This window comes from Allosalinactinospora lopnorensis, from assembly GCF_000981225.1.
GTDB classification, from domain to species: Bacteria; Actinomycetota; Actinomycetes; order Streptosporangiales; family Streptosporangiaceae; genus Allosalinactinospora; species Allosalinactinospora lopnorensis.
Window position 1 is genome coordinate 16,732 of record NZ_LAJC01000017.1, and the last position, 25,362, is coordinate 42,093.

Here is a 25,362-nt window from a genome sequence, read left to right on the forward strand (position 1 = left end):
AACTTCAGGCAGGCCACCGGGCCCGCGTGCATTCCTCAGTCAACGAGGTAGTGGGCTTGGATGTAGGCGACGGTGGAGTCATACGGCTCTCCCACCGGCTTCAAGGCGTACTTGCGGAAGACCGCGGCGGTGGCACGGCGAACGCCGCGGTTGCGAGCCTCGGCGTTGTCCCATGACTTGGCGAGGGTCTCAGTGACCACCCGGTCGATCTCCTCGGCCAGGTTCCTCTCCGTGATGGTGAGTCCGGAGGGCGCGTGCTCGCGGATAATCCTCGACAAGACACCCACGTGGTCGTCGTCCAGCTTGACGACGGCTTCGTCGGGGTGCTTCTCGGCGTCCACGATTGTGCGGGCAATCCGGAGCGCTTCGGACAGGAACTCCAGCGCGTCCTGGGCGTTCTGGATGATCCGGTCTCGCAGTTGCTTGATTCGCTCCGCGAGTGCGGTGTACTTCGCAGACTCCGGTTCGACGCCCTTATCGAGGGCGGCCTTGATGCGGTCCAGGATCTCCGCCGCCGACGGCGGCGCCTCATCCTCGTCGTCCTTGCCGGGCTTGGGACGGACGAGGGACATCAGCTCCTTAAGAAGGGCGATTCCCCGGGCATCCAGGACGAGAGGTTCCTCTTGGGAGGCAACCACGGAGAAAGAGTGGACGTGGGCGTTGATGATGTCCAGGACCATCGGCCCCAGCTCGCCCAGCCGTTCCTTCCTCTCCTCGTCGGAGGACTTCTTGAACAGGGTCGTGTACACCGACCCGAACAGCCCGATACCGTCCCGGTACTTGGCGATCCGCTTGTCGGTGTTGATGAGCGGATACAGGCGGGCCAAGAGCCGGTAGTCCTTGGCGAACGCCTCGGCGGCGCCGGGGTTGGCGTCCAGGAAGGCATTGATGGCGCGCACGGACTCGTAGCCGTGGACCGTGAGGTCTAGGCCGTCCACGTCGGTGAGGAGGTCTTCGATGCGGGCGAAGGTGGTGCGGAATTCGGCGACCAGCTCCGACAGGTCGGTGACGAACCCTCCTCCCTTGTCGGTTCCCTTCACGGTGGGGTCAGCGACGGCGCGTTGGACCTCTTCGGCCAGGCCGATGTAGTCCACGACCACGCCGGAGGTCTTCACGAAGCCGGTTGGGGACACCCATGTGCGGTTCGGGCGGGTGATCGCCTGGAACAAGGTGTGGGCCTTCAGCGGCTTGTCCAGGTAGAGGACACCCTCGTTGGGGGCGTCGAACCCGGTCATGAGCTTTGCGGTCACCACTAGGAAGCACAGCGGGTCGTCCGGGGTGAGGAACCGCCGCTTCTGTGCCTCCTCCTCAGGCCCCGAGAGCTGGAACGGCCGCATGGCGGGGTCTTCGTCCTTGGAGTCGGAGACAGAGATGTTCACCTCGGCGGTGATCCGGTCATGCTCCCCGACCTCGGTGAGCACCTGAGACGCTCGAAGCCCGCCAGCAGCTCGTTGATCTTGTCGGTGTAGGCCACGGCCAGCTCACGGTTGTAGGTGACGACCTGGGCCTTGAGGCCGTTGCGGTAGGCGCCGGCCAGGTAGTGGTCGACGATGTGCTGGCAGACCGCGTGAATGCGGTCGGGGTTGGAGAACACCGAGGTGAGGCGCCCGAACTTGCGGGACAGGGCCTCACGGTCGGGATCGTCGAGGTCGAAGTCGTCGGCGAACTGGTCGAACTCCTCCTGCAACGCCTGGTCGTTCATCTCGAAGGAGACCGGGTGCGGGTCCAGCATGACCGGGACAGTCGTCTCGTCCAGCAGAGACCGGGACACCGAGTACCGGTGCAGCACCCTGCCCGGATCGGTCTCCTCGCCGAAGAGGGCGAAAGTGTCGGTGGCGAGGTTCTTGACGGGGGTGCCGGTCATGCCGAAGAACTTCGCGTGCGGCAACGCTGCGCGCATCTGCCCGGCCAGGGAGGCCGACCTGGTGGACTGGGTGCGGTGTGCCTCATCGACGAGCACGATGATGTTGGCCCGGGTTGACAGGTTCTTGCCGGCGTCGGCGAATTTGTGGACGGTCGTGGAGATGACGCCGCGCACGTCGTCGGCCAGCAGGGAACGCAACTCCCCACCGGTGGCGGGCTGGTGGAAGTAGGCATCCCCCATCGCGGAGGTGAACTTCCCGGAGGTTTGTCGGACGAGATGGAGGCGGTCTGAGAGCAGGATGATCGTGGGCGAATCGGTGCGGGGGTCGGCCAGCAGCAGTGAGGCGGCGAACACCATCAGCAGCGTCTTTCCGGACCCCTGGTGGTGCCAAATCAGGCCCTTCGACCCGCCTTCCAGGACCCGTTCGTGGACCAGCCGCGCGGCCTCCATCTGCGGGTAGCGGGGCAGGTACTTCTGGTCCGCTCCACCTCCGGAGGTGGCGAAGAGGGCGAAGTTGGCGAGCATGTCCAGGATCGTGGCCGGGTTAAGTAGCAGCTGGACCGAGCGCTGCACGTCGGCTTGGCCGGACAGGTTCTCATCGTCGGCGGTAGAGCGGAACGGCTGCCACAGGTTCGTGGGCGCGCCGACGGCACCGAACCGCAGCTTCAGCCCGTCGGAGGCGACAGCGAAGACATTAGGGGTGAAAAACCACGGGTACTCGGTGGCATACACGTTGTTGATCTCGCGGGCGGCCTCGGCCCACGCGGACTTCGCGGTCGGGGACTTCACCTCGATCACGACCAGGGGCAGGCCGTTGACCCAGTACACGAGGTCGAACCGGCGGGAGGTCTTACCGGGAACGGTGATGGTCACCTCGTCTGAGACGACCAGTGTGTTGGTGGTCGGGTGTTCGAAGTCGATGACCTTCAGGGCGTGCCACACGCCGTCGGCGTCCCGGAACTCCTTGCGTCCGCGCAGCAGATGCAGCACCTGCTCATTGGCCCGCACCAGGCCGCCATCGACGGCGTTGACCGTGGCGACGATCTCTTCGACCACTGCGTGCACGTCGAACCCGTCGATCACCCCGGGGTTGAGCCGGACGATGGCATCCCGCAGCTGGCCGACGATCACCGTCTGCGTCGTCTCACGCGACAGCGACCTTCCCGCCGTGAAATCCCAGCCCATCGGGAGGGACCACTGGATCATCAGGTTCTGAAACTCACGCTCCCGAATTCCCTTTGCCACGGCTCAAATCTCCGACTCAGCGAACTCGATGTCGATAGTGCGATCCAACAGGCTGCTGAGCAGAGATGCACGAACCTCACGTAGACGGGCAGCCTCCGCGCGGGTCGCCTTCAACGCAGACTCCATCGCTTCAAGTTCCATCGCCATCTCGCGTTGGCGGGCGATCGAAGGTAGGCGCACGGCCATGCCCTTAACCCGCTTGGCGCTGATGTGCTTGATGTTGGTGCCCCCCGCAACGTCGAGGAAGGCCCTGGACTCGTAAGCCCACATGCTCCAGTGGAAGGCGAACTCAGGGATGCAGACCCCTTCCAGCGCCCGGAGACGGAGCAAGGTCATCTGGGTACAGACAGGCCCTGGCAACTCGTCTCGCCACATGGCGGGCATCCCGACCGCATTCGCGCTTGCGCTGCCCTCGGACACCACGACGTCGCCGTAGCGGAGGCCGAACTTCTCGCGCTCTGCTGGGTCGTAGTTCATCTCCAACACGTCGGTCAGGTCGAGCGTCCCATAGCCGACGTTCGCGGAACGGAGGTAGGGCGTCATGTACGGGCCGGTCGCCCTGTCGGGTGTCCGGCGTACGCCGGTGGAGAAGTCGAAGGCGTGCTCGGCCCTCACGGCTTCAACCGAGTCGTCCGTGATGAGGTCGGCTCGTCGGCGACGCAGAACCGCTGTCAGCGCCCCCGCTTCGGCGTCGAGTGCGGTGATCTGCTCGTCGACCGCGCCGATCACCTCGACGATCCGCTCCTGTGTCGGCAGCGGAGGCAAAGCGAACGGGATGGCACGGAATGAAGCGTCAGAGATTGTCTTGCGGCGCAAGACTGTTCCCGAGGCACGGTTCTGCATCTCGTCCCAGAACGCTGGCGTCTGGAAGTACAGTCCCAGGAACTCCGGGAGAGCTCTCTGGTCCACCTCATAGGTGAGGAATACACCGGAGACGTAGGTGCCGTCATGCTCTGCCCGCGCGACGCCTGCAGGAGCCTCGAACGCCGTGATCGTGCGGAGCACGACGTCGTTCTCTCGCACCGTGTTCAGCGTCGTGTACTTCGAGACACCGCCGGTGAATGGCTCCTTCTCACCTAGGCCGCGCCCGTACATCTGGACACTGACTGCGGGGTAGGTGACGCCATCCTCCACAACTACCTTGCGGCGCACACGGGTCAGAACGTCACCGAGGGTGATTCGCCGCCAGTCACTCATCGAAGCCCTCGATCCCAGCGGCGGCGAGCACTTTGAACATCCGCTCCTCGGTGATCCGGCGCTCAGCTCGGGCGATGTTGTAGGCGTCGATAAGGGCACCGAGGTCTTCCTGTTCGACGGCCGCCTGCTTGATGTATCGCCCGATGTTGAGGTCGTAGCCGTTCGCCGCGATCTCCGCGGCGGGGACGAATCGCGCCGCGAGTCCGCCATCGCCGTCAGCGTCGACCGGATTGCCGTTGGAATCGAACTTCGAGTGGTAGGTGGTCACCGCATCGGCGATGTCCGCGTCAGTCAGGACGTTGCGGTTCTTGCCCTTGGTGAACCGTTTGGAGGCGTCGACGAACAACACCCCGTCCCGGCGCTCCTCAGCCTTGGTGTCACGGGAACGGAACACGAGGATGCAGGTCGGAATGGTAGTCGAATAGAAGAGGTTCGCTGGCAGGCCGATCACGGCTTCGAGGAGGTCGTCGTCCAGGACGCGTTGGCGGATGGCTGCTTCCTGGCCGCCGCGGAAGAGGACGCCGTGGGGCAGGACGACGCCGGCGCGGCCCTTCTTTGGGTCCATGCTGGCGATCATGTGCTGTACGAACGCCCAATCCGCTGAGGACTGTGGGGCGACTCCGCCGAGGGCGCGCGGGTCATTGGTCCAGGGCTTCCACTTCAGGCTGAACGGTGGGTTAGCCACGATGACATCGAACTGCGCGGCGGACCCGTCCGGCTTCTTGAAGCGCGGGTCTTTCAGGGTGTCGCCAACTTCGATCTGGAACTGGGTCAGGTTGTGCATGAAGAGGTTCATGCGGGCCACACCCGCGGTGTCCGGGACCGCCTCCTGCCCGTACAGGTTGAGTGTGTAGCCACGCCCGCCGCGGGCCTTCAGGAGGTTGGCCGACGCGATGAGCATGCCGCCCGACCCGCAGGTCGGGTCATACACAGACTCGAAGCCCTTGGGATCCAAGAGCTCGACGAGCAACTCGACGACCTCGCGCGGGGTGAAGAACTGGCCGGCGCGGGTACCAGATCCGTCAGAGAACCGTTTCAGCAGGTACTCATACGCCCCGCCGAGCACGTCATGGGACATATTGCCCTCATGCATTTTCGGGGTGCGGTCCATCGTCTGCATGACCGCCGCCAACACCTCCGGTGACAGCACTTCTTCGGAGGTCCAGGTCATGGACCCGAACAGGCGGGAAAACTTGTCAGGGTTGGCCGTCTCGATCGCCTGCAAGGAGGCGCGGATCCGCTGGCCGAGGCCGGGCTGAGTGATGGTGGCGAGGATGGACGACCAGGAGGCACGGCGCTCCCGAACGGTGTCGGGATAGATGAACGGGATCTCGAACGACTGGTAGTCGCGATACTCGATCTCTCGGGCCTCCTCGGCAGAGAGATCGCCCAAGCCCTCGTTCTCGGCCAGAAACTCCTGGTGATGATACTCCCAGGTGTCCGACAGGTACTTCCAGAACATCAACGGGAAGACGACCGAGGAGTATTGCGCTTCGGGCAACGCCACGCGCAGCTCATCGGCGGCGTCCCACAGCCGACTCTCGATCTCCTGTTGGGTCACTGCCATCAGTCGGGGGTTTCCTTGCTCGTCAAAGGGGGACGACCCGAAGGCCCTGGTGGTCTGGTTCTTGCTCAACGTAATTCAGGCATGCCCGGCACGTACATGACAGGCGTGTACGCTACACGCGGCCGCCGACACTCTGCTTCATATTTGCCAGGGCAGGTTCAGCGGCGCCATCGTTCTCCATGCTGCCGAGCTCTGTCCGAAGGTAGCCTGCTTCCCCGCGCCGTTTGACGATGCGTCCCCACCGCTCGCGACGGCTGTGCGCCTCGGCGTTGCGTGGGAACCCGGGCTCCACACCCCTGACTGGGAGATCGTGGGGATCGGCCAACAGGTGCGCGACTCTTCTCCCAGCACAGCCGACAGATCGCTACTGTAGCCCCACGTGGGGCAAGCGTGCGGGACCGCATCCGGATCGGCTATAGCACCGCCCGGCCGGCATCGCCCACTCCCTTCCGTGAAGGCCACGCCTGGGCTCAACTGGCCACCCATCACGGCATTGATCCGGAAGCTGTGGTGTCGCCTCAGTGGTGAGCCGACATTCCGAGGGCGACGGCGACATCCCGGCGCGGCTGGCCGACCAGTTGTGGGATCCGCGCCGTGGCCCCGTCGCCGACCGCGCTCACGTCACCCGTACTCAGATCCTGACGTCCGTCGCTGCTCTACTGCGAGAAGGAGTGCGAGACCGAAAGGAGCTAGACCGCCTCGTTTCCGCAGCTCTGGACGACAACCGAGTCGTGAAGCTCCCTTCTGTCGGAGCGGCACACCTGAGCAACAGCGACCGATTCGCCCTACACCAGCCGCAGTGCTATAGCCGCTCTGCGATGTGTCACTGGCCGCGCTTTCCGGCAATCAGTAGTTGTGGCGCTGCCTGCCGGTCAGGTGATCTTCGTGGCCCACCGACCGCCCAAGCGCATGGTTGGCGAACTCGGAACCGGGCGGTTCGACGCCGCGCGTGCCCGCACATGACCGAGATCACCTTCCCCTCGCTGTCCAGACCCTACGCATTTCCCGCAAGCGGCCTCGCTCCACCATGAGGGCCCCGCTACCAATTCGGTCGGAGCCGGCCACCCACACGTCTCTCCAATCCTGAGCGCATCATGCAAGGAATATTTCGTGCTAATCTTATGAGAGTTGATGCGAGGTGATGGACGGTGGAGGAAGAGCTGCGGGCTCAGGCGGCGATGCTCACGGTCGCCCGAGAGTCACGTGGCCTCACCCAGGGGGAAGTGGCCGCTGCGATGGCCGACGCCGCCGGGAATGCAGGAACGGCCGTGTCCCAGGGCTATGTCAGCAAGGCCGAGGCGGGACGCCTGCATGTCACCGGGGAACGCCTCCAGCTCTACGCCGCCGCGCTGGGGTACCCGCCCGAGCTACTGTGCCTGGACCCGCAGGTCCACGGGGTGGGTGTGGGCTTGATCCACCACCGCAAACGCGCCTCCCTACCCGTCAGTGCCGTGCGTCGCATCCACGCACAGATCGCTCTGACGCGGATCCAGCTCGACGGGTTGGTGACAGCAACGCGGGGAGTTCCCCCTGCGTCGTGCTTCCCCCACGTCGAACTGAGTGATCTGACGACGCCAAAGGACGCGGCGCGTCTTCTGCGTACGGAATGGGGCTTACCTGAGGGGCCTGTGCCCGACCTTGTGCGTGCAGCCGAAGAGGCGGGAGCATGGATCGTCTTGCGAGACCTCGAAAGTGACCTGCTCGATGCAGTCAGTCAGCGAACCGGGCAGAATGCACCTCTGTTCTTGCTGAACGATCGGGCTCCCGGGGACCGCTGCCGGTTCAGCGTCGCTCACGAGATCGGCCACATCGTACTGCATACGCAACCTGGGGCAAGTTCGGAGCAGGAGAAGCAGGCCGACGCCTTTGCCGCAGAGTTCCTCATGCCGGCCAAGGATATTCGCGGGGACTTCTCCGGTACCGTCACCATCTCGAAACTGGCGGACCTCAAACGCAAGTGGCGGGTGTCCATGGCGGCACTTCTTCGCCGCGCACAGGCACTGAGCGCCGTCACCGAATGGCAGTACCGCAACATCATGGTCGAAATGTCTACCCTGGGATACCGAACCGCAGAACCTGTGGACCTCGACCTGGAACGCCCCTGCCGTATATCGCGCCTCCTCAATAACTTGCGGAAGGAGTACGGTTTCACCGACCAGCAGGCAGCAGAGCACAGCTACCTGCTGCGGGAGGAATTCGTGCGCCTCTACCGCGACGGTATCGATCCACTCGCTCTGAACACTTCGTCGAAGGTGAGGCCATGAACGACGTCCCCCCTCCTCTACCACGTGATGGCGAGCCAAGTTCCGCTGCATCCGGCTTGCTCTCCTCGCTGAAGGATCGTGTGCTGTTGCACGTCGGCCAATCGCGCCTGTGGCAGGTCCGCGACCATATCGATGCCGACCGTGGTGGCTGGTCCTGTGCGGGAGCGGCGCCTACGTCGAAGCTGCGCAGCTGCGCCGCAAAGGGTTCTCGGCTCCACTTCTGGTCGATCCCTGTGTCTATGAATCGCAGTTCGCCACCGAAGACGCGCCCTTTCCTTTGCCCGAGGTCGTAAAAAACTCCGAGGTCATGCTGACCTTTGACGACCCTCACTACGATGATCCCCTGCGCTCGTCTTTGTATGGGCAGCAGTCCGCGGGAATGACGGCCGCGATGACACCGACCGGATACATCCGGGCCGAGGATTCGGATGCGCTTCTTGCCGCGGTGCGCCAGACCGTAGCGCTGGATGACCCCTCGGTCATCTTCACAGCACCGGTCGATGTCAGCTGGCTGCGCGACGATAACGTCGGTCAGCTCATCGCGGCGCTCAAACTGCTCCCGGGAGGAAAGGCTCTGATGCTGGGGGGCCAGATGGATCCGCTCGGGCATTTTTCCCAGGCAGTGGGCAACCTGATTCGGATTTTGGGGGAGGTTCCGAACTGTGCATTGATGCGCAGCGATCTGGCGGCCTTCGGCGCTCTGGCCCACGGAGCGTGGTTCGGATCCTTCGGCGCGACCGCATCGGTGCGCCACATCGTGCCCCCTGGAGAGCCGGTAGACAACAGCAAACCTGTGGTGCTCTCGCCCCACGTGCTATTCCCCGAACTGATGGGGTTTTTCCTGGGAGGCACGATCGCCCACCGCTTCGCCGCAGCCGAGACGCCCTGCTGCAGCTGCTCGGTGTGCGACGGCGCTGGCCTGGACCGGTTCACCACAACTAAGGGCGAGCTGAAGCGGCAAGCGGCCGGGCACAACATCGCGGTCATGGGGCGCTGGGTGGAGGATCTGATGTCAGTCCCCCCGGGTTATGCGCGCCAGCAGAAGTGGCACGAGCTGTGCCACGCCGCCAAGGAGCACCACCAGGTTCTCAACACTTTCCTTGGTCTGAAGAAAGGGTTTGAGGCCAGCGATCAGCTCAAGCGATGGGCGTCGTTGACCCCGACCACCACGGGCAGCACACCAGCTGCTCAGCGCACGCGCTGATACACCGTCTCGACGAAGCTCCAGGCTGCCGGGGTGTGGCGGATCGGGCGGTGCATCTGGGGCTCCAGGACCAGTTCCGGCCCGGCGGAGGAGTTCACTAGGACCCCGACCCCGTAGAACGATGCTTCATTGAGGTAGTCGTCCATGCGCGGGGCCGGCCGCCGAAGGAGTACTGCGCGGCGGCAATACGGAGCGAACCGAGTGGCGGCCTCCAGCCCTTGTCTGGGCCGTGCCGCGCGCACCACCACGAGGTCCACATGCAGGGGACGCACCGCATGACGCGTGACCTGGCTGTGATCGCGGCCCACAGCTCCTGCTGGCAGTCGGCCAATACCGGCATGTTCCGTCGCGCTCAAGGAACTCATCGGTACGGGTATATCCACCGGCAGGGACATCAGCGTCTCCAAGTCGGCCAAGGACGTCAACGGCTGCGCCGTGACCCGGCGTCGGCGGCGATGCTCGGTGGCATCGACCGAGTAGAAGACCACGACGTTGCTCCCCAGAAGCGACAGGGCCTTCGCCTTGCTACTGGAAGGCAGCAGGACGTCCGAGGCGGCCTTGAGCGAACCGTCTGCGGTTCCTAGGGAGGTTGCCATGGAGCCCACCTTGCCTTACCGGGAATAGCGCGCTAACAGGGGCATGCCGATCTGATCAGTGCGTGTGTGCTAGCACGTCGTCAGCCAAGTAGTCCAGCACCGGACGAAGCAGGGGCCACAGCGGATCCTCACCGGTGATGCGGTGCCAGCGCCGCCGCTGGCCGGGAACCGGCGCCAACGCCTCCACCGCCCCCAACTCCATCAGCGCCTTCATGGGCTGGCGGTAGACGCTGGGCTGGACACCGTTGTGGGCGGCCAAGTCGCCCATGCACACTCCGTCAGCATCTGCCTCTACCAGCGCAAGCATCAGTTCCGCCCTATAGCGGTTACCGAAGAGCTTCCGGGAAGCCTGACGCATAGCCTCTAGAGACATGATTAATTATTGGTTAATCATGTCTTATAAGTCAACTTCTCAAGTACTTCGAACGGTGATGGAGCGCTCAGCCGACACGAGCGCGGACTCGGGGGCGGATTCGTTTGGGGTCTGGTTGGCACGCCTGCGGTGCCTCGCCCTCACTCAGCCGTCACCAGCCCTCTGCGACCCGGGATCCGGTCTCTGCTTAGCGCTTCTCAGCCGTGATGATTGCGCGCACCAACGGCCACCTGCTCCGCGCCTAAAGTCGACCGGCCCGAGCACAACAGGCGCGCACACTGCGACTTCTACACCCCGAAAGACTCCTCGAAGGGCCAGCTCCTGGAGGCCAAGGCCAACCTCCAGCGCATGCTGGCCTCGATCCCGCTGAGCGACGACGAACGCGCTGCGGTGGACGAAGGGCAGTCTGCTTTGGACAAGCTGCTCGACCGGCTCGTCGATGTCCCAACGCCATCAGGTCAGACACCGCGAGAGCTCGTTGCTCCCACCTCAGCGACACTCCTGCCCATCGTCGACATCACCAAGGACAGGCAGGACGGACTTGACAATCCTGATTCCACATAAGACTCAAGATGCTCAAACGAAAGATGTATGGGCGCCACGCCTGACCTGCTGCGGAAGCGTGTCCTGCTTGACGCCTGATCGGAGGAGAGCGAGGATTCACCGAATCCGTGCCAGAACCGGTATTCACGTGTTGCCGGCACGTAGCGTCTGTGTGCAGTTGGCTCTCGTACGTGCGCCCCGCCGGGTTTCGGGCACTGAGCTTGCCACGATTGCCAGAAGGTCCTGATTTACAGTTCGCTGGGGGCATGCCGTTGCCGTCGCGCGGGAGCAGCCCGGAGCGCATTGCAGCCCTGCGGGAAGCAGCAGGGCTCTCCAAAGCCGAGCTCGCGCGGCGCATCGGAGTGTCTCCACGCATGCTTTCTTTCTACGAGCAGGGACGAAGTACCCCCCTCCGCAGCGTCTCCAGCAATTGGCTGAAGCGCTGCGGTGCCCAGTCCAGGAGCTTATCGGAATCCGACGCGGTGAAGAGCACCTCCTCGACCTGCGGATGGCCGCAGGACTCACTCTGGAACAGGCGGTGGAGAGACTGCGCCGCGCAACTCCCGGACGTGAACCGACACTCTCAGCATCACAGCTCTCCGCCCTAGAACAGGGGCAGCCCATCGGCCGCACCGGGAACAACGCTTGGGAGGCAGAGGAATATCTTATTGGCGCGCTGGCCAGGCTCTATGAGGTGCCGACGCGCATGGTCGTCGACGCCTGGATGCGCACCCGCCCCGCCGATCCTGCACCCGTGCGGCCCCGTCTCCAGAGCCCGCCGACCCCAAACGCGAGCAGTCGGAAGACGTGGGAGTCGCTGAACGAGCGGCAGCAGACCTACCTCGGCGAGATCCTGCGGGATGAGCGAATGACCGAGACCGAAGTGTGGATGCGCCGAGTCCACCATATGCCTGCATCCAGCCCTGCCCAATGGCGCAAACTACCGCTGGCACTGCACGAGCCAACACGCCTCGTCGGCTACACCCGGCTGCAGCAGCGCCTAAGCAGAAGCGGCGTCCACGACCCTGGTGCCGGCTCGACCGTTCAGGCGCTTGAGCGCCGCGGCCTGCTGACCACTAGTACAGATGTGGTTCACCATCCGGCTGTCGGTCAAGTGCGGCGCACCTTGGTGGAGTTGACCCGCCGAGGGCGGGCCGCCGCCCGCGCCGGGCTGGGGGAGCCGGCTGAGCCGAAACCGCCGACCCCACTGCTCTCGGAGTGGCTGTGGAGCGTTGTGGCCCGAGTGGCCCGCGCCGGCCCAGACGGACTCCAACGGGACGAACTCTCAGGCCGGGCCCCCTTCTTTGTGGGAGTCGGCTACAAGAACAAGCCTAAGGGCCGCCCGAGTCGAGGTTTCATCGACGATGTGCCGGTGCTCGCCGACGACGGCAGCCACGTCATCGACTACCGATGGCGGCTCACCCCGCTCGGCTGGCGGCACGTCGCCACCTATCTGCAGGAGTACCAAAAGCGCTATCCGCAAGTCGACACCACGGGACTTGCCGATCTTGCCCGGAACACTCAATAGCCGAACTTCATTACCAAAGAGCCGGGCGAATGTCAGCGGCGCCCCCTAGTCTCTGGGCGCATGGGTAATGCGACGAACAACGAAGTTCGGCCCGAGTGGGTGAAGTCCCTGGTGGCGCGCGCTGTGTTGCGGGCTGCCGATGCGGTCACCACCCCCGGGGTTGCACCGGCTGCTCGCCTGGACACTCTGATGGAATGCCACGGCGCTTTGCTAGCCGCACGCGGCCCTGGCAGCCCGCTGTCCTTCGCCGACTTCCGCAATCAGATCCGTGGCGATCCCTCCTGCCTCCTGCCGCCTGGCGTGGACGGCTGGGATATCGACGGGTTGCGCATGGTCGACGCCGATGGACACGTCACCGAGGACGCCTTCGACATCGACGCAGAGCAGCGCCTGGTACTCGGGGTCCTGCGCCGGAGCAACCGCGGTACCGGTCTGATCAGCGGATCCGATCTGGAGGACGAAGTCGCTCAGGAGACGGCTTTCGCGCAGCTGAGCAAGACCGGAGACCAGAAGAGCTACGAAGACGGCCGCAATGCGCTGATCCGCCACCCCTCAGGACCAGTAAGCATGCTGAGCGAACTGCAACTTCCTCCCCTCATCTCTGATCTCTACGGAGACATCGCATATGCCTCGGCCTACCGTGACTGGTGGTTCGCCTGCCCGGTGTGCCAATGGCCGATGCGCGTCGCCTTGCGCCGGGAGTCGAGCCGCGTGATTGGCGCGGTCGCCTGCTGGCACAAGCCTCACCAGCGCATCGGAGCGGCTTATCACTTCCGTCCCACCGAGGGACCCGAACCCCCCGAACTGCAGCCAGAACCGCCCGCAGCTCCACCGGGGCCTCACGAAGCCATCCTGTGGCCCGATCTGCAGACGGTGCCGCCCGCCCAGCCGATCGAGGGGCACAAGGCACTGGCTCGCGGCGTATGGCGCTACACCTGCGTCCCCGGGCTGGCCGAGATCGCCCTACGTGACCGCCTCGTCGAGCGTGGTCTGCAAGTGCAGCTGTGGCCTTCACTGGACGCCTATGACCTGGCCGTGCACATCGAGAATCGCAAGGAGACGCTTCGCGTCGACGTCAAGGACTACACCTCTGCTACTGCACTTTCCGAGCTTATCCACGCCCAGGAGGGCGACCGCGGGGGCGCGCAGTGGCTGGTGGTCCCCGATCACCGGGCAAGCCAGGTGCCGCTGCTGAGCGGGGTCGGGCAACGCTACGGCCTCCAGGTGGCTACGGCTTCCGCCTTCGGCGCGATGGTCTGTGAGCGAGCGGGGGTGGCCTGGTCATGAACACCCCTTCGCGGACCGAATTCGCGCTTTGCGCGTCCCTGGCGCTTGCCGCCCACTACTTCCCCGAGACCACGCCGGAGGGCGGGGCCCCCGCCGGCCCCTTCGACCGGGCGGCATACCTGCTGTCCGGGCAGTTCCAGGCATGGCCGCAGTGGGAGAAGCTGACGAGCGAAGAGCGCCGCCGCATCGTCGACGTCTTCGCCAACGCCCCCGGCGGACTCGCCGACCCGCGCCGATTCTTCAGCGCTGCCCGCGCCATGCTCGCCTCGCTCGCTGAGGAACCTCCCGGCCAGGCGCAGCAGCTGCGTACCTTCAATGCCGCAGGAGGCGACCCCTTCACCGCCCGAGCAGCCGTCCCGCACGTCGGTGATGACCTGCTGAGCTACGTCGACCGCCAACTCCAACCCTTCCGCCGGCCCAGCGCACGCCCCAAACCTCCCGAGTTCGCCGGGCCTGGAACCTGGTCAACCGGGGAAATCTATGTGTCCCAGAGCGGGCGCGTGCACGGCCGAACCACGATCCCCACCTACCCGGGATACACCGAGCCCTTCGGCCACGAGAGCCTCCCCCGCGCTGAGACCGCCGAGCCGCTCGAGGAACTGCCAATCCCCACACGCGAACTGCTCTACCTGGCCGAGCGCATCGAAAGCCGCCGCCCCGAGGACCAGCGCTATCTGCGCACGACTCTGAACGAACTGCTGGACGCGCTGAACACCTCGGACTCCATCAGCCCGCAGGAGGCCCTGCGGATGGCCGCGGGCGGGCTGGAGATCTTCCACGCACCGACCGGGACGGGCAAAAGCATCCTGGTGCGGGTCGTGGCGGCCTGGATGGCCCAGCAGGGGCACCGAGTGGCCATCGTGCTGCCCGACATCAAGGCGTGCTTGAAGACCACCCGTGAAATCCAAGCGGATCTGCGCATCCTGCGAGAGCTCGGAGACATCGAGCACGAGACCGGATGCGCGCACCTGATGTCCTCCAGCGGTATGCAGGAGCGCGCGCTTAAACTGTCCCGCCTCATCAGCGAAGACCCCGACGACCCCGGAGAATGGGGCGAACACGGCGACCGCGACATCGACCCGCTGGCCTACGGGTGCGCCCAACGGCCGCTCATGGAATCCAGTGCCCCCTATCCACCGGGCCGTGAGCCCTGCATGTCACTGCATCGCCAAGGCGTTGGCGCCGCAGCCTGCCCCTGGATCCCCACCTGCGGCAAGTTCGCGCCCGTCTATGAGGCCTGCTCGGCACACGTCGTCGTGACCAACCACTTCGCCTTCCTCAAAGGCAACCTGGGTATCGGCCTCAACCTTGACGGCCGCCCAGTCCGCGGCGTCAGTGTCGCCGAGTTCACGCTGCGCACCTGCCACGCAGTGTTCGTTGACGAGGTCGATCAGTTCCAGTCACGGGCGGTGGACTGCTGCGCCGGCGAGGTGGTACTGCACTCGCGACGGCACTGGACGTCGGCCCCTCAGGAGATGGACACCGACGCCAAACGGCTGTCGATCGCCGAGGAGGCCGAACTGCTGACCGCGATCGGGCAAGTGCGCCTCATGGCCGAGTTCCTCCTGCTCGCGGTTAGCCGCAACGCCCTGAGCTTGGAAGCCATCGACGACGCACGCGTCCGAGAACGCGTTCCCGACCGGACCGGAGTGCGCTGGCACCTCGCACGGGGCCGTGACCGCCAATTAGCCCGCCTGCTCTGGCCCAACGAGGAGGAAGCCGCAGGGGAGACGGACCTGCCGAGCGACATCGCCGCGCGTTTGCAGCGCTTCATGCCCGTCCGCTACGGGGACGAACCCGCGGCGACCGCCAACGACGAGCGCGCGGTGAGCCGAGCCCTGGAAGCGTTGGTCGCCCCGCGAGGCGAGTCCGTGCTCAACGAGGTCAAGATCCGCCTCCATGAGCTGCTGGCGCCGCGGATCAGTGACCCGCAGCGCCGCGCCCAGACCGTCCACCTACTCATGGCACGGGCGATCATGGGCGAGCTGGACGAAGCGTTGTCCCATCTACGCACCCGCGCCCAACAGCACCGCCCCACTGGATTGCGTTCGGCCCAGCGCATCTCCGAAACCCTCAGCCGCAGCGCCGTCACCGACACTCTTCCCCTGGGACTGCTGGGGCGATCCCTCACCGGCTACCGCGTGACCGGCCTCGAAGACCGTGAACGCAGCGCCACACTGGTCGCGCAAAGCCTCGCCGGCGACCCGCACACCTTTACCGCCGAGCTTGGGGGACTCGTCGCACTGAGCCTTGCCGGGGCCGAAAGGCCGGTTATGGGTCTCTCAGCCACTGCGTTCTTCCCTCAGGCCGTGCGCGAGCACGTGGCGGCACCGGTGCGCTGGTGGATGACCGATGCCCAGGCGCGCTCGATCCTAGCCCGGCGACACCGCATCGACTACGGGGAGGGACACCCTCTCTTCGGCGAGCCGATCAAGATCTCCGGACAGCACCCCAGCCGCAAGAAGAACGCCTCGATCGAACTCGGCACCCAGCTCTACGACCGACACATCCACGGCGAGCTACAGCGCCAGCGCGCCAAAGACCCCGACCGCGCCCACGTACTGGTCGTGGCCAATTCCTACGAGCAGTGCGCCTGGCTCGCCCGCGGCATTTCTCAGGCGGGCAATTACCGCGAGGGACTCTGTGTGGCCGTCCGCGACGGCGATACCGACCACACTGACCTGCCTCGGGAGAATATCGCCGCGCGTCTGACCGCAGAGCAGTTCGAGGACTTCCCCCAGCACGGCAGCATCCTGGTCGTTCCCCTGGCGCTGATCGCCCGCGGACTGAACATCGTCGTCGGCACCCGCTCCGCCGTGCGCTCGATCTATCTGTGCGTGCGGCCCCTTTCGCTATTCACCGATCCCGCACAGATGTATGCCAGTGTCAATGCAGCCGGGATGGCTGCCCTCGCCAAAGCCAAGGCGAACTCTATGGACCCCGGGGATGCATTGCAACAGGCGCGTAACGCCGCACAAGTGCGGCTCGACTTGATCCTGAGGGCCTCCCCACAGTTCACCGCCATGCCCCATGTGCTGCAAGAGGAAGTGGTTGCCGGCGTCATCGTCGACTTGATTCAACTGGCTGGGCGAGCCCGCCGCGGGGGCACCGAAGCCATCCTCCACTTGGTCGACTACGCCTTCCACGAGGACACCTGGAGCTCCGATTTGGAGACGATCCTGGGCCGCATTAGCGAACAGTGGACCTCGGAAGTGCGCGAGCAGATGAACGGTCTCTACGGACAGGCGCTGGACGCCTTCCTCTCCTACGCCGGGCTCGCCTGAGGGCCCGGTGCGGCGGTGGCCCCGCGAGGCTCGGCCGAACAGGGTAGAGCGCTCTCGCAGGGCCACGCAGAACCCGCAGTCGAATCCGGTGCTGGCCTGGAAGGGAGAACGGCACCTGCCGTTCCGCGACGCACCGAGAGGGATCGTCTCGCGATCAGTCGATCGTTGCCGGATCAGTCTTTGAGGTGGAGCTGATAGCCACGAGTGCGGACCCTGCTGCCAGCCAATTCGTCGAAGTCCGCCGCACGGGACGTGGGCGCCTGATAGGACATTATGCACCAGACCCCACCCACGCCCCCGGGCAACTCTGCGCGGGCGGGCCTCACTACGCGCGCGGCAGCCGCCCTTCCGGGCTGTCGCCCTCAGGGCCCACCGCCAATTAGGCCCGCGGAGCCGCCAATAAGCCCGACGTGGCCGATCTGAGCATCCGAGCCACGCCGCCTTCGGGCGCCGTAGGGAACCCTCGTCAAAGGAGAATGAGTACCGTGCACGACCACCCCCCAGAGCCGGGCAAGTACCTGCGCACGCTGGCCTACCGCTGCACCCCCGAGTTACTGGGGGATACCGCGGTCCGCCTCCGCCGGTTGGACGCCGAGACCACCGCGCTGTGGCGTGCGTTCACCGTCCAGTGCCGGCGGCGCTTCGGCAAGCAGGAAGCTCAGGCCCCCTACAGCATCGCCACAACCGTGCTGCAGGCGATTACCGGCGGCTATGTGTCCTTCGAGCCGACGGGTGAGGCCCCTTTCTTGGTGTCGCGCGTGCCTATCGATAACGGCCTGCTGTGCAAAGCCTTCGCACTGACCTACGGACTGGCTCTGGGCGGCTCGATCGAGGCGATCGATCTGCGTCGGCCCCCCGAGCTCGCCGAGCGCATCGCTCAGACTCCCGAGCAGGACCTCGCCTTGAGGGACCACCTGGACAGCGGAAACTCCACCCAGCCGAACGCGCCGAACTGGCTGTACAGGAGCGTGAGCTGGGGACTGGCCGAGCGTCTCTCCTCGCGGCCCTTCATCCTGTCCAACGGACGCGAAATCACGCTGCGCCCCGACACCACGGGTGGCCTGGTGGCCGTGGACGATCCTTGGGAAAACGATCGCGGCGGCCGCTATGCGCTCTGCCGCACCTCGGTGCTCTTGAAGACGCTGCCGAACATCCATCATCCGGTGCTGCTGCTGAATGCGCGCGTCTCGCGCATCTCCCAGTCGCTGATCTTCAGCTCCACCGCCTTGGCCGTCCAGTCCTATGAGGGGCGCCCCATCCTGCAGATCGATCTCAACGGGCGCGGCGGCGCGAAGACCATTCCACGCCAGGCTCTGCAGGCGCTGGGCCGATTGGAGCTGGACTACTCGATCCTGCGCGCCATCGACGAACGCTCCCAGAACGAACAGCGGCAATACAAGCAGGCCAAAGCCGACAACGAGAAGCCGCGGTTCTCCTCCGAACATCCCGGCCGGATCTGGCCCATCCCCAAGAAGAACCACCAGCATCCCATCGGCACCGGCGTCGGCATGCACCATCTGCGGCTGCTGCACAGCCATGCAAGAGAGGTTTTCGGGGATGCGGCTGCACCCCTACGGCTGCGCCAGACGGCGATGACGATGCCTCGACGACCGACCGATCCCGAAACGATCTCGAGTGCCGAACTGCAGCGCCGTAAAGCCGAGCGCGAGCAGTCGGGCAGTAAGGAACCGCTGCGTCGGCGCGGCAGCCTCTTCCCTTCCCCGGAGTCGCTGTGGGCATCGGTCGAGGACACCGGATTCAAACAGTTGCGCATCGTCTGTCTCTGGTACCGGGATGAGACACGCCAGCGCATGCTGCAGACCCTGGCGCGCGCTTCGGACTCGACCCCGAAGGACTCGACTTCCGGGACGGCCGCGAGTTGGACCTCCATCAGGGTCGCATCCTGGCCGTCTTCCACAACGCGCCCGACTTTCTGCGGCCCGGCCCCAACCCCGACCGCTCCGAAATGCTGGGGCCTGCGGAATCCTCGCTGACACCGGAGGAGGACACCCTCATCGGCGCCTGGTGCGAGACCGAGATGCCCGATGCCGAGGACTTCCCCGACTGGGACCCCCAACAGCTTGATGCCGTTGACGCCAAACCGCAGACGAAGTCGATCCTGGCCCGGCGCGATATCGCATCGCAGTACCTGAAGGGCTACGACAGCGACGGTGTGATCACGCCGCAGGCCGAGGACCACCCCGCCCAGATGGCGCTACTCGACCTCTTCCGTTCTCTCGGGGCCACTGACGAACGGATCGCCAACGCCGTGGAGGGAACGAGCACATTCGCGGTCGAGAAGCTGGCCCACATCGGCGTCCACGTGCGCCAGCAGAACCGGCGCCCTGGCGAACGCGGTGAGCCCAAGGTCGTCATCACCGCCACCGCGCTGGTCCCTCCGCACACCGCATCACGCACCTGGTCCCTGCTCGGATGGAGCAGCACCGACCCGGTGTGGAAGCCCTACCACGCGGCCCAAAACGCCTTCCACGCGAGTAACTATCCTCCGCCCTCCGTCGGTGAGAAGAGCTACCGGGCGAAGTGGGACGAGGCCGCCCAGACAGTCGAGCAGGCGCTGACCGACTTCGTCGATGTTCAGGACGGTCTGCCTTACACGGTCACCGTCGATAGCAATGCCGCACGCCGGATGTGGGACGGCCTGCAGAACATGCGGCTCGGCACCCAGCCTGCGCACACCGGGTCCTCCGACAGGGGCAGCCGCCTGCGACTGCCCGGCGAACGGCTCGGCACAGATGCCCCGGTGGCAGTCATACGCCTCAACACCGACGACAAGGAAGTCCCCCGGCCTATCGGGGTCATCCACCGCGGTAAGAGGCCGGGCGCTACGCCGGTGGACCAGGAGACCTCGACGCTGCTATTCGAAATCGACACCGACTTCGGTACGCCGGCATGGCTGCTGAGCAACGTTCCACGCAACTACGACGGCAACAGCGGCAGCGGGCGCCGGCTGGGATCCAAGCGCACTCGCTGGGAGGTGAACCGGTCGGTGTATTCGGACGAGCCCGCGCAGCGACGTAAGGGGGAGATGAGCCAGAATTTCTACGGCATGACCGCCACTGAAATCTTGCCCATCGGAGGACCCTCGGACCAGGCCCGTGAGGCTCTGGCGGCGATGACCGCCCGCCTATGCCATCAGACCATGTTCTGGTCCGACCGCGCCCGCTACCCAGTGCCCCTGCACGCCGCTCAGCAGATGGACGACGACCACCCACAGCATCGACGCGAAGCCCTCCAGGACGAGCAGTGAATGCCCATTCGGCCGCCATCAGGGCCGACGCCGCGCCTGCTTCGCCTGCTCTGGTCCTACGATGGCGAGGCCTGGGTGGCCCTGACGGTCGGCGAATCGTACGGCGATGGTGGTCAGCGTGAGGTGAGCGCGATGGTCAGAAAGACCGTGTCGTGGTCAGAGAGCTGGCTCGTTCCGATCTGAGACGTGCCGGCGCAGACGTCGGTGCTCAGCCGTGCGTAGACGTGGGGAGCGGGGTCGTCGTCCAAGACGAGGGCGAGCGATATCTCGGACGATCCAGCCGAGGAAGACGCCTTGGTGTCGGACTCGGACAGAATTCGCGTCCGACCTATCGAGCGGGGTCTCAGCGGACAACTGAGCGAAGTGACCGGCGTTGCCAGCATGGTGAAGGCCGCGCAAAGGGCAAGTGAAGTGCCATTATCGCTGAGAATCGCAGCCTGCGCGATGCACGGGCTACGACGTTCCACGCTGCGGATAGGGAGACGCGCGGTGTCAGGGTCCGTGATCCTGATGATCTCGTTGGCCGGAGCGTATGACCGCGGTGCGTGCCGGGCGGTCGGGAAACCGCTGGGCGATGGCCGTGACGCGGAAGGCGGAGAAGCGGGCAATTGGAGCCAAAGGCCAATCCCAAGAGCCGAGCTGGTGGCCGGCGAGCGTGTCACTAAGAAGATCCTGGGCGGCCTGTTCGAGGAGGCGTTGGTCGGGGTGTCGATAATCTCCTCGGCAAGGAGAGCCAGGAGCTGGATGTCCAATCCCTCGACCGACCCGGACAGTGTTCCGTCAGCGGGCTCGTCCAAGTCCAGTGCGCTGAGATTCTGTCCGTTCGCAGGCCAATGACCAAGGCGGGCGCGGACCAGCTCGCGGTAGAGGCAGGCGAGCGTGGAAATGACCGGTTCGATGTTTCACGGTTCATGTTCCCCGGCGGCGGAGCCTTCGGGCGGTGTTGGCATCCTTTGCGATCAGGATGACGTGGCCCTCGGTCTCTAGCCCGGCGCGGCCAGCCCGTCCGACAGTGTTCCAGAAATCGCGGATGCTGACCTGGTTGCTTGGGCCGCGCCAGGTGTCAGGGACGAGGACTGTCTTGGTCGGCAGGTTCATCCCCTGGGACAAGGTGCAGGTGGCGCACAGAACCCGAAGTGCGCCACTGCGGTAGGCCGCGCTCGAAACAGTGGCGGACGGCTTGGGGAACCTCGGAGTGGTGGTAGGCGTAGCCTTGCAGGACCATGGCGGCCAGTTCGTGGTCCTCACCGATATGTCGCCCGATCTCAGCAGAAGCTTCCCGGCGCCGCTGTAAGACGTCGGAGCTGAAGGAATCATCCGAGACGCCGAATTCTGGAGCGCCTTCCTGCTTCAGGGCTGTGCCCAGGGCATTAGCGGCAGCACGGGCCATGATCTTGGTGGGCTGGGCGATGAGCACGGGGCCGAGCCGATCGAAGTGCAGCGCCAGGGCAGTAGCGACGTCCTTGGGCGCATTCGGGAAGGGCTTGGTCCGCTTCAGGTGCCGAGTCAGCACGTGGGGAAGAACCGACGGTTACGTAGCCCTTCCGACGCGGAGATCATTCGGCATTCGCCAAGGCGGGTTCGGCGGCGCGGTCGTGCTCCACGCCGCCGAGTGTGCCCCTCAGATGGCCTGCTTCGCCGCGCTCCTTGACGATGCGTCCCCACCGCTCACGGCGGTTGTGTGCCTCGGCGATCTGCCTACCGGTGGGAAGAGACCCGTGCTCGCGCTGATAGCACAGCGCCCAAGCCCACGCCTCGCACTGGATACGTGGTGGGCGCCGATCCGCCCCCGATACCTCGGCGAATTCCGCATGCTCGGAGGAATCAGGCTCGACCACCCGAAGGTGTGCGTGCGCATCGTCCTGCGGCTCCTGCGCAGGCGTCTCGTGCTCCTCTGGCACTTCGGTGTCGTAAGGGGTGTGCGTACGCCTGGCGTTCGCCGGGGTCCATGGCTCCGCCGGGCAAGGCCCAGTTGCCGTTGTCGGCGCGACGGATCATGAGCAGGTTCCCGGCCTCGTTGAACACCGCGACGTTCACCGAGGGGACGATGCTGTTGGCCTTCGGGGCGGCGGGATCGTTGAGATAGTCGATGCGGCGTCCCACAGGTTTGCTGTGCTCCCGCTCGCGGGGGACCTCCATATCCCCTACGTTACAGAGCTTGCAGGCCGGTGGTTGGGAGGTTCGAGGGCCGCTCGTGGCCTGACTCTGTTGCGGTGTCTTCCCCTCTCGGCCCGGGGCACCCCTTGACGCACTGGTGTGGAAAACGGAGCGCACACAGCGCGTAGAGCGACAGGTGCCGGCCTGAAGCGGTGATCGATGGCTGCCCAGCCCCGAGGGGGCCAGGGCTGGGCAGCCCTTGGGAAGGCCGCTCAACCAGGGAAGAATGATGAGCGGCCCTGAGGAACCTCCAGGCGACCTCCGTTGGTCGATACGTGGTCCCGGGGCTTGAGGTTTTCCTGGCGTATCGACGCCGTTCCGAGCAAGGACGCGGTTGAACAACCAGTCCCGACGGTCGGGGCCTTGGGGTTTCTGCGCTATGGCGGTCACGATGATTGGGCCAAGTGACGTTCGGCCTCTCCGATGGTGTGGGAGAGCTGGTCGACGCTCGGTGCGGAGAGGTATATGGCCGTGGTCGCCCCGACGAGGTAAGCCCAGTAGCGGCGAGAGCCTGGCTCCCAGAGGATCATCCACCGTTGGGGACCGAGTTCCTTCTGGAGGCGAGCTGCGTCTCGATACTGTTGCGCGTCGTGCTACTCCACGCCATGACTCACCCTTGCCCCTGTTGGCGCAGGAGTTCGACCCAGACGGTCATGTGCTGGCGATCGGCGATGACGCCCCAGCGGTGAGCGTAGGCGTGTACGAGGAAGAGCCCGCGGCCGCAGTCGCTGGCGGGGTCGAGGGGGCGCAGGTGCGGCGTTGAGGCGGCCTTTGCGCGTGGCCCTTCGTCGATGACTTTGAGCTGGACTCGGCCGGACTCGCGGATGATCGCCACCGTGATCTGACCGTTGTCGCCGGATTTGGAGTGGCGGATGCTGTTCGTGAACAGCTCGGAGATGACCAGTTCGAGGGTGTCTTTCTCGGTGGTGTGCAGCCCAGGGGCGAAGCGGACCCAGCGTCGGGCTGCTCGGACGTTGCACGGGTGGCCGGTGAATGTGGCGCAGCGCCCCTGAGCAACAGCCGAGAAGTCGTTGGGAACATCGATCGGGGCTGCGTGGTGGGGCGCGCTGCGCTGGGGAAACAGGGGTGAAACTCCCTCTCCCTCATTTCTGGCTACAGCTGGTCGCATCTCGTTTACCGTCCTTCGTTCGCGACGCCGCCTGGTGGCGTTCGGTCATCGATGCATGGCCAACACCCTGGCCCGATTCAGGCAGAATTCGCTATGGCCACCAACGGACAGTCACAAGTATTCAATTTGGGTGGCGAAAGGTGGTCCTCTAGTGATCAAGTGTCAAAAAACATGGACGAGGCAGGCGCAGTGGAGGTAACACATGAGTCGCACCCCCGGCCCTATGTGGCACCGATTTGGCGCTGAAGTGCGCAAACGCAGGTCAGGTACGGGGCTTTCCCAGGCTCAGCTCGCCGGAAGAATCGCTCTGTCCGCGTCGATGCTGTCCTACATCGAGACCGGGGCGAAGACTCCACGGTTCGAGCATGCCCAGGCACTTGATGCCGTCCTTGATACGGGAGGGGCCTTTGAGCGCCTGTGGCATCAGTGCAATAACCAGGGCGCGTTCCCTGTGGGTTTCAGCCAGTTCCTCGATTTGGAACGCACTGCACTTGAGCTGCATGAATTCCACAACGCCCTGGTTCCCGGCCTGGCGCAGACCCCGGAATACGCTCGTGCGGTCTTCGTCAGCACCCGCCCCTGGGATAACGAAGAGTCGATCGAGCGTCTGGTGGAGGGCCGGGTCAAGCGGCAGGCTCTTCTTGACCAAGGTGACCGCCCGCTAATCTGGATGGTGTTGGATGAGGAAGTCATCCGCCGCGTGATCGGAGACGTGAACATCGCCAAGGCGCAACTCGACCACCTGCTGACGCTGGTGGAGCAGCGAAAGCTTCGCCTGCAAGTGGTGCCGCGCGACGTCAGGTTCCATCCTGGCCTCTCCGGGCCCTTCCGGGTCTATGTGTTCCAGGACCGCCCGACCATCGCGTCCGCCGAGTACGTGGTAGACGATCAGATCATCGATGATGCGGATCAGGTCCGGCAGTGTGCCACCATCTTCGGGGCGCTCCAGGCGGAGGCACTTTCACCCCAGAAAAGTGCCGATCTGATCAAGGAGGTACAGGGAGAACTCGATGGCTAGCACGCGCGAGTGGCACAAGAGCAGCTACAGCAACGGCAGCGGCGGCAACTGCGTCGAAGTGGCCGAAGGACCCGAGGTCGTTAGGGTACGGGACACCCAAAACCGCCAGCTCGGTCACCTCGACTTCAACACAGCTGAGTGGTCCTTCTTCCTGCGAGAGGTCAAGGCCGACCACCTGTAACCCCTGCCCTACTGTGGTGCTGCACAGCCGGAGGAAGCCCCACCACGTCACGTCGGTCCCACCGTTTGCCGCCCCCGCACGCCTTCTTAAACGTTGGCTGCTGAGCGAGGTCCCCGGCCAATGGCAAGCGCGCGGAAGGCGGTGCCTGCGTGCGGCCAGTCGGCTTTCCCAGGCGAGTCAGGAAAACCTTCCCGTCCAGGTATCGCCGTCCAGGGCTTCCAGCGCGCGTTCTTCGTGGGAGGTCAGCACAAGGAGCACGAAGGTATCCCATGCGTGCAGCTCGGAGAGCTCGGCGCCTGTGGCAGGCTGCACCACGGCGCTTTGGCCGGTCACCAGGCTGAAGCTGATGCCTGTAGTAGTGACGCTCACCTTGCTCCATTTCAAAGCGCGGCGCCTGCTCACATTGAGGTTGAAGACTCGCAGCCCTGTGGTCCGGTCCGGGCTTCCGGGGATGATGGGGCGGATCCACAGCAGCGTGGGATCGTCGTCATCGATGCGGTAGTGGCGCGCGAGGGCCGCGCGGAAGACTTCCCTGCCCTCCTCGTCGCAGACGACCAGTTGCGCCCCGGCGTCTGTGGAATCTCCCGTATCGCTGTGCCCCCCGGCCAGGAGGCCGGCCAGGCGCTGTTGCCAGTCCATAGTCGCTCTCAGGACCTC

Annotated in this window: 23 protein-coding genes; 11 read left to right on the forward strand and 12 right to left on the reverse strand. The window is 65.2% G+C overall.

Annotated elements, in window-relative coordinates; translation table 11 throughout:
* Nucleotides 1–35: 35 nt before the first annotated feature.
* The 4 genes from VS93_RS31245 to VS93_RS08585 are packed head-to-tail and all read right to left on the reverse strand — an operon-like array spanning nucleotide 36 to nucleotide 5,873.
* On the reverse strand, nucleotides 36–1,421 hold the full coding sequence (locus tag VS93_RS31245) for a type I restriction enzyme subunit R domain-containing protein (RefSeq protein ID WP_236700422.1): 1,386 nt from the start codon (nucleotides 1,419–1,421) through the stop codon (nucleotides 36–38).
* Nucleotides 1,376–3,109: an HsdR family type I site-specific deoxyribonuclease gene (locus VS93_RS31250; protein WP_236700423.1), complete on the reverse strand. Its 1,734-nt coding sequence runs from the start codon at nucleotides 3,107–3,109 to the stop codon at nucleotides 1,376–1,378. Before VS93_RS31250 ends, VS93_RS31245 begins: the two co-directional genes overlap by 46 nt.
* A gap of 3 nt (nucleotides 3,110–3,112) precedes the next feature.
* Nucleotides 3,113–4,306 carry a restriction endonuclease subunit S gene (locus VS93_RS08580; RefSeq protein WP_082126729.1) on the reverse strand — a complete coding sequence of 398 codons (1,194 nt, stop codon included), beginning with the start codon at nucleotides 4,304–4,306 and terminating at the stop codon, nucleotides 3,113–3,115.
* The gene (locus tag VS93_RS08585; protein WP_046469450.1) at nucleotides 4,299–5,873 is read right to left on the reverse strand and encodes a type I restriction-modification system subunit M; all 1,575 of its coding nucleotides are present in this window, start codon (nucleotides 5,871–5,873) and stop codon (nucleotides 4,299–4,301) included. Before VS93_RS08585 ends, VS93_RS08580 begins: the two co-directional genes overlap by 8 nt.
* A gap of 1,148 nt (nucleotides 5,874–7,021) precedes the next feature.
* On the opposite strand from VS93_RS08585, the gene VS93_RS08590 reads away from it, so the two are divergent.
* Nucleotides 7,022–8,137 (forward strand): helix-turn-helix domain-containing protein, encoded by a 1,116-nt coding sequence (locus VS93_RS08590; protein ID WP_201776581.1) that lies wholly within the window; start codon nucleotides 7,022–7,024, stop codon nucleotides 8,135–8,137.
* Between the two features lie 307 nt (nucleotides 8,138–8,444).
* On the forward strand, nucleotides 8,445–9,341 hold the full coding sequence (locus tag VS93_RS08595; protein ID WP_156184728.1) for a hypothetical protein: 897 nt from the start codon (nucleotides 8,445–8,447) through the stop codon (nucleotides 9,339–9,341).
* Here VS93_RS08595 and VS93_RS08600 read toward each other — a convergent pair.
* Together VS93_RS08600 and VS93_RS08605 are read right to left on the reverse strand one after the other, a co-directional pair.
* Nucleotides 9,326–9,937, reverse strand: a complete 612-nt coding sequence (locus VS93_RS08600) for a hypothetical protein (protein WP_052745609.1) — start codon at nucleotides 9,935–9,937, stop codon at nucleotides 9,326–9,328. The two genes, VS93_RS08595 and VS93_RS08600, sit on opposite strands and share 16 nt — an antisense overlap.
* Nucleotides 9,938–9,992: 55 nt before the next feature.
* Nucleotides 9,993–10,205, reverse strand: a complete 213-nt coding sequence (locus VS93_RS08605) for a hypothetical protein (RefSeq protein ID WP_046469452.1) — start codon at nucleotides 10,203–10,205, stop codon at nucleotides 9,993–9,995.
* Nucleotides 10,206–10,520: 315 nt separating this feature from the next.
* Between VS93_RS08605 and VS93_RS08610 the strand changes: the two genes are divergently transcribed.
* From VS93_RS08610 to VS93_RS08635, 7 genes are all read left to right on the forward strand, one after another.
* Entirely contained in the window at nucleotides 10,521–10,874 is a 354-nt protein-coding gene (locus VS93_RS08610; RefSeq protein WP_046469453.1) for a hypothetical protein, read from the forward strand.
* 245 nt (nucleotides 10,875–11,119) lie between these two features.
* Nucleotides 11,120–11,461: a helix-turn-helix domain-containing protein gene (locus tag VS93_RS33310; protein ID WP_082126730.1), complete on the forward strand. Its 342-nt coding sequence runs from the start codon at nucleotides 11,120–11,122 to the stop codon at nucleotides 11,459–11,461.
* A gap of 98 nt (nucleotides 11,462–11,559) precedes the next feature.
* On the forward strand, nucleotides 11,560–12,381 hold the full coding sequence (locus tag VS93_RS28960; protein ID WP_156184729.1) for a hypothetical protein: 822 nt from the start codon (nucleotides 11,560–11,562) through the stop codon (nucleotides 12,379–12,381).
* 99 nt (nucleotides 12,382–12,480) lie between these two features.
* Nucleotides 12,481–13,668: a restriction endonuclease-related protein gene (locus VS93_RS08620; RefSeq protein ID WP_201776582.1), complete on the forward strand. Its 1,188-nt coding sequence runs from the start codon at nucleotides 12,481–12,483 to the stop codon at nucleotides 13,666–13,668.
* Nucleotides 13,665–16,952, forward strand: coding sequence for a DEAD/DEAH box helicase family protein (locus VS93_RS08625; protein WP_046469455.1), 3,288 nt, complete (start codon nucleotides 13,665–13,667; stop codon nucleotides 16,950–16,952). Before VS93_RS08620 ends, VS93_RS08625 begins: the two co-directional genes overlap by 4 nt.
* A gap of 485 nt (nucleotides 16,953–17,437) precedes the next feature.
* A complete protein-coding gene (locus VS93_RS08630) occupies nucleotides 17,438–18,946 on the forward strand; it encodes a pPIWI_RE module domain-containing protein (protein ID WP_156184730.1) in 1,509 nt (502 codons plus the stop codon).
* On the forward strand, nucleotides 18,919–20,220 hold the full coding sequence (locus tag VS93_RS08635) for an RNaseH domain-containing protein (protein WP_201776583.1): 1,302 nt from the start codon (nucleotides 18,919–18,921) through the stop codon (nucleotides 20,218–20,220). The genes VS93_RS08630 and VS93_RS08635 overlap by 28 nt, the downstream gene beginning before the upstream one ends.
* 113 nt (nucleotides 20,221–20,333) lie before the next feature.
* Here VS93_RS08635 and VS93_RS32450 read toward each other — a convergent pair whose 3' ends face one another.
* From VS93_RS32450 to VS93_RS08650, 5 genes are all read right to left on the reverse strand, one after another.
* Nucleotides 20,334–20,468, reverse strand: a complete 135-nt coding sequence (locus tag VS93_RS32450) for a hypothetical protein (RefSeq protein WP_269082814.1) — start codon at nucleotides 20,466–20,468, stop codon at nucleotides 20,334–20,336.
* Between the two features lie 815 nt (nucleotides 20,469–21,283).
* Nucleotides 21,284–21,733, reverse strand: coding sequence for a hypothetical protein (locus VS93_RS08640; protein ID WP_046469457.1), 450 nt, complete (start codon nucleotides 21,731–21,733; stop codon nucleotides 21,284–21,286).
* A gap of 43 nt (nucleotides 21,734–21,776) precedes the next feature.
* Nucleotides 21,777–22,058: a hypothetical protein gene (locus tag VS93_RS08645; protein WP_052745611.1), complete on the reverse strand. Its 282-nt coding sequence runs from the start codon at nucleotides 22,056–22,058 to the stop codon at nucleotides 21,777–21,779.
* Nucleotides 22,045–22,359 (reverse strand): NUDIX domain-containing protein, encoded by a 315-nt coding sequence (locus VS93_RS33315; RefSeq protein ID WP_394298804.1) that lies wholly within the window; start codon nucleotides 22,357–22,359, stop codon nucleotides 22,045–22,047. Before VS93_RS33315 ends, VS93_RS08645 begins: the two co-directional genes overlap by 14 nt.
* 628 nt (nucleotides 22,360–22,987) lie before the next feature.
* Nucleotides 22,988–23,506 carry an ATP-binding protein gene (locus VS93_RS08650; RefSeq protein WP_052745612.1) on the reverse strand — a complete coding sequence of 173 codons (519 nt, stop codon included), beginning with the start codon at nucleotides 23,504–23,506 and terminating at the stop codon, nucleotides 22,988–22,990.
* A gap of 202 nt (nucleotides 23,507–23,708) precedes the next feature.
* Between VS93_RS08650 and VS93_RS08655 the strand changes: the two genes are divergently transcribed.
* Both VS93_RS08655 and VS93_RS08660 read left to right on the forward strand, forming a co-directional pair.
* Nucleotides 23,709–24,524 carry a helix-turn-helix domain-containing protein gene (locus VS93_RS08655; protein ID WP_046469458.1) on the forward strand — a complete coding sequence of 272 codons (816 nt, stop codon included), beginning with the start codon at nucleotides 23,709–23,711 and terminating at the stop codon, nucleotides 24,522–24,524.
* Complete coding sequence (locus tag VS93_RS08660) at nucleotides 24,517–24,705, forward strand: DUF397 domain-containing protein (protein ID WP_046469459.1); 189 nt, start codon at nucleotides 24,517–24,519, stop codon at nucleotides 24,703–24,705. The genes VS93_RS08655 and VS93_RS08660 overlap by 8 nt, the downstream gene beginning before the upstream one ends.
* A 177-nt stretch (nucleotides 24,706–24,882) precedes the next feature.
* Here the strand turns inward: VS93_RS08660 and VS93_RS08665 are convergent, their stop codons facing one another.
* Nucleotides 24,883–25,344 carry a hypothetical protein gene (locus tag VS93_RS08665; RefSeq protein WP_046469460.1) on the reverse strand — a complete coding sequence of 154 codons (462 nt, stop codon included), beginning with the start codon at nucleotides 25,342–25,344 and terminating at the stop codon, nucleotides 24,883–24,885.
* Nucleotides 25,345–25,362 lie beyond the last annotated feature (18 nt).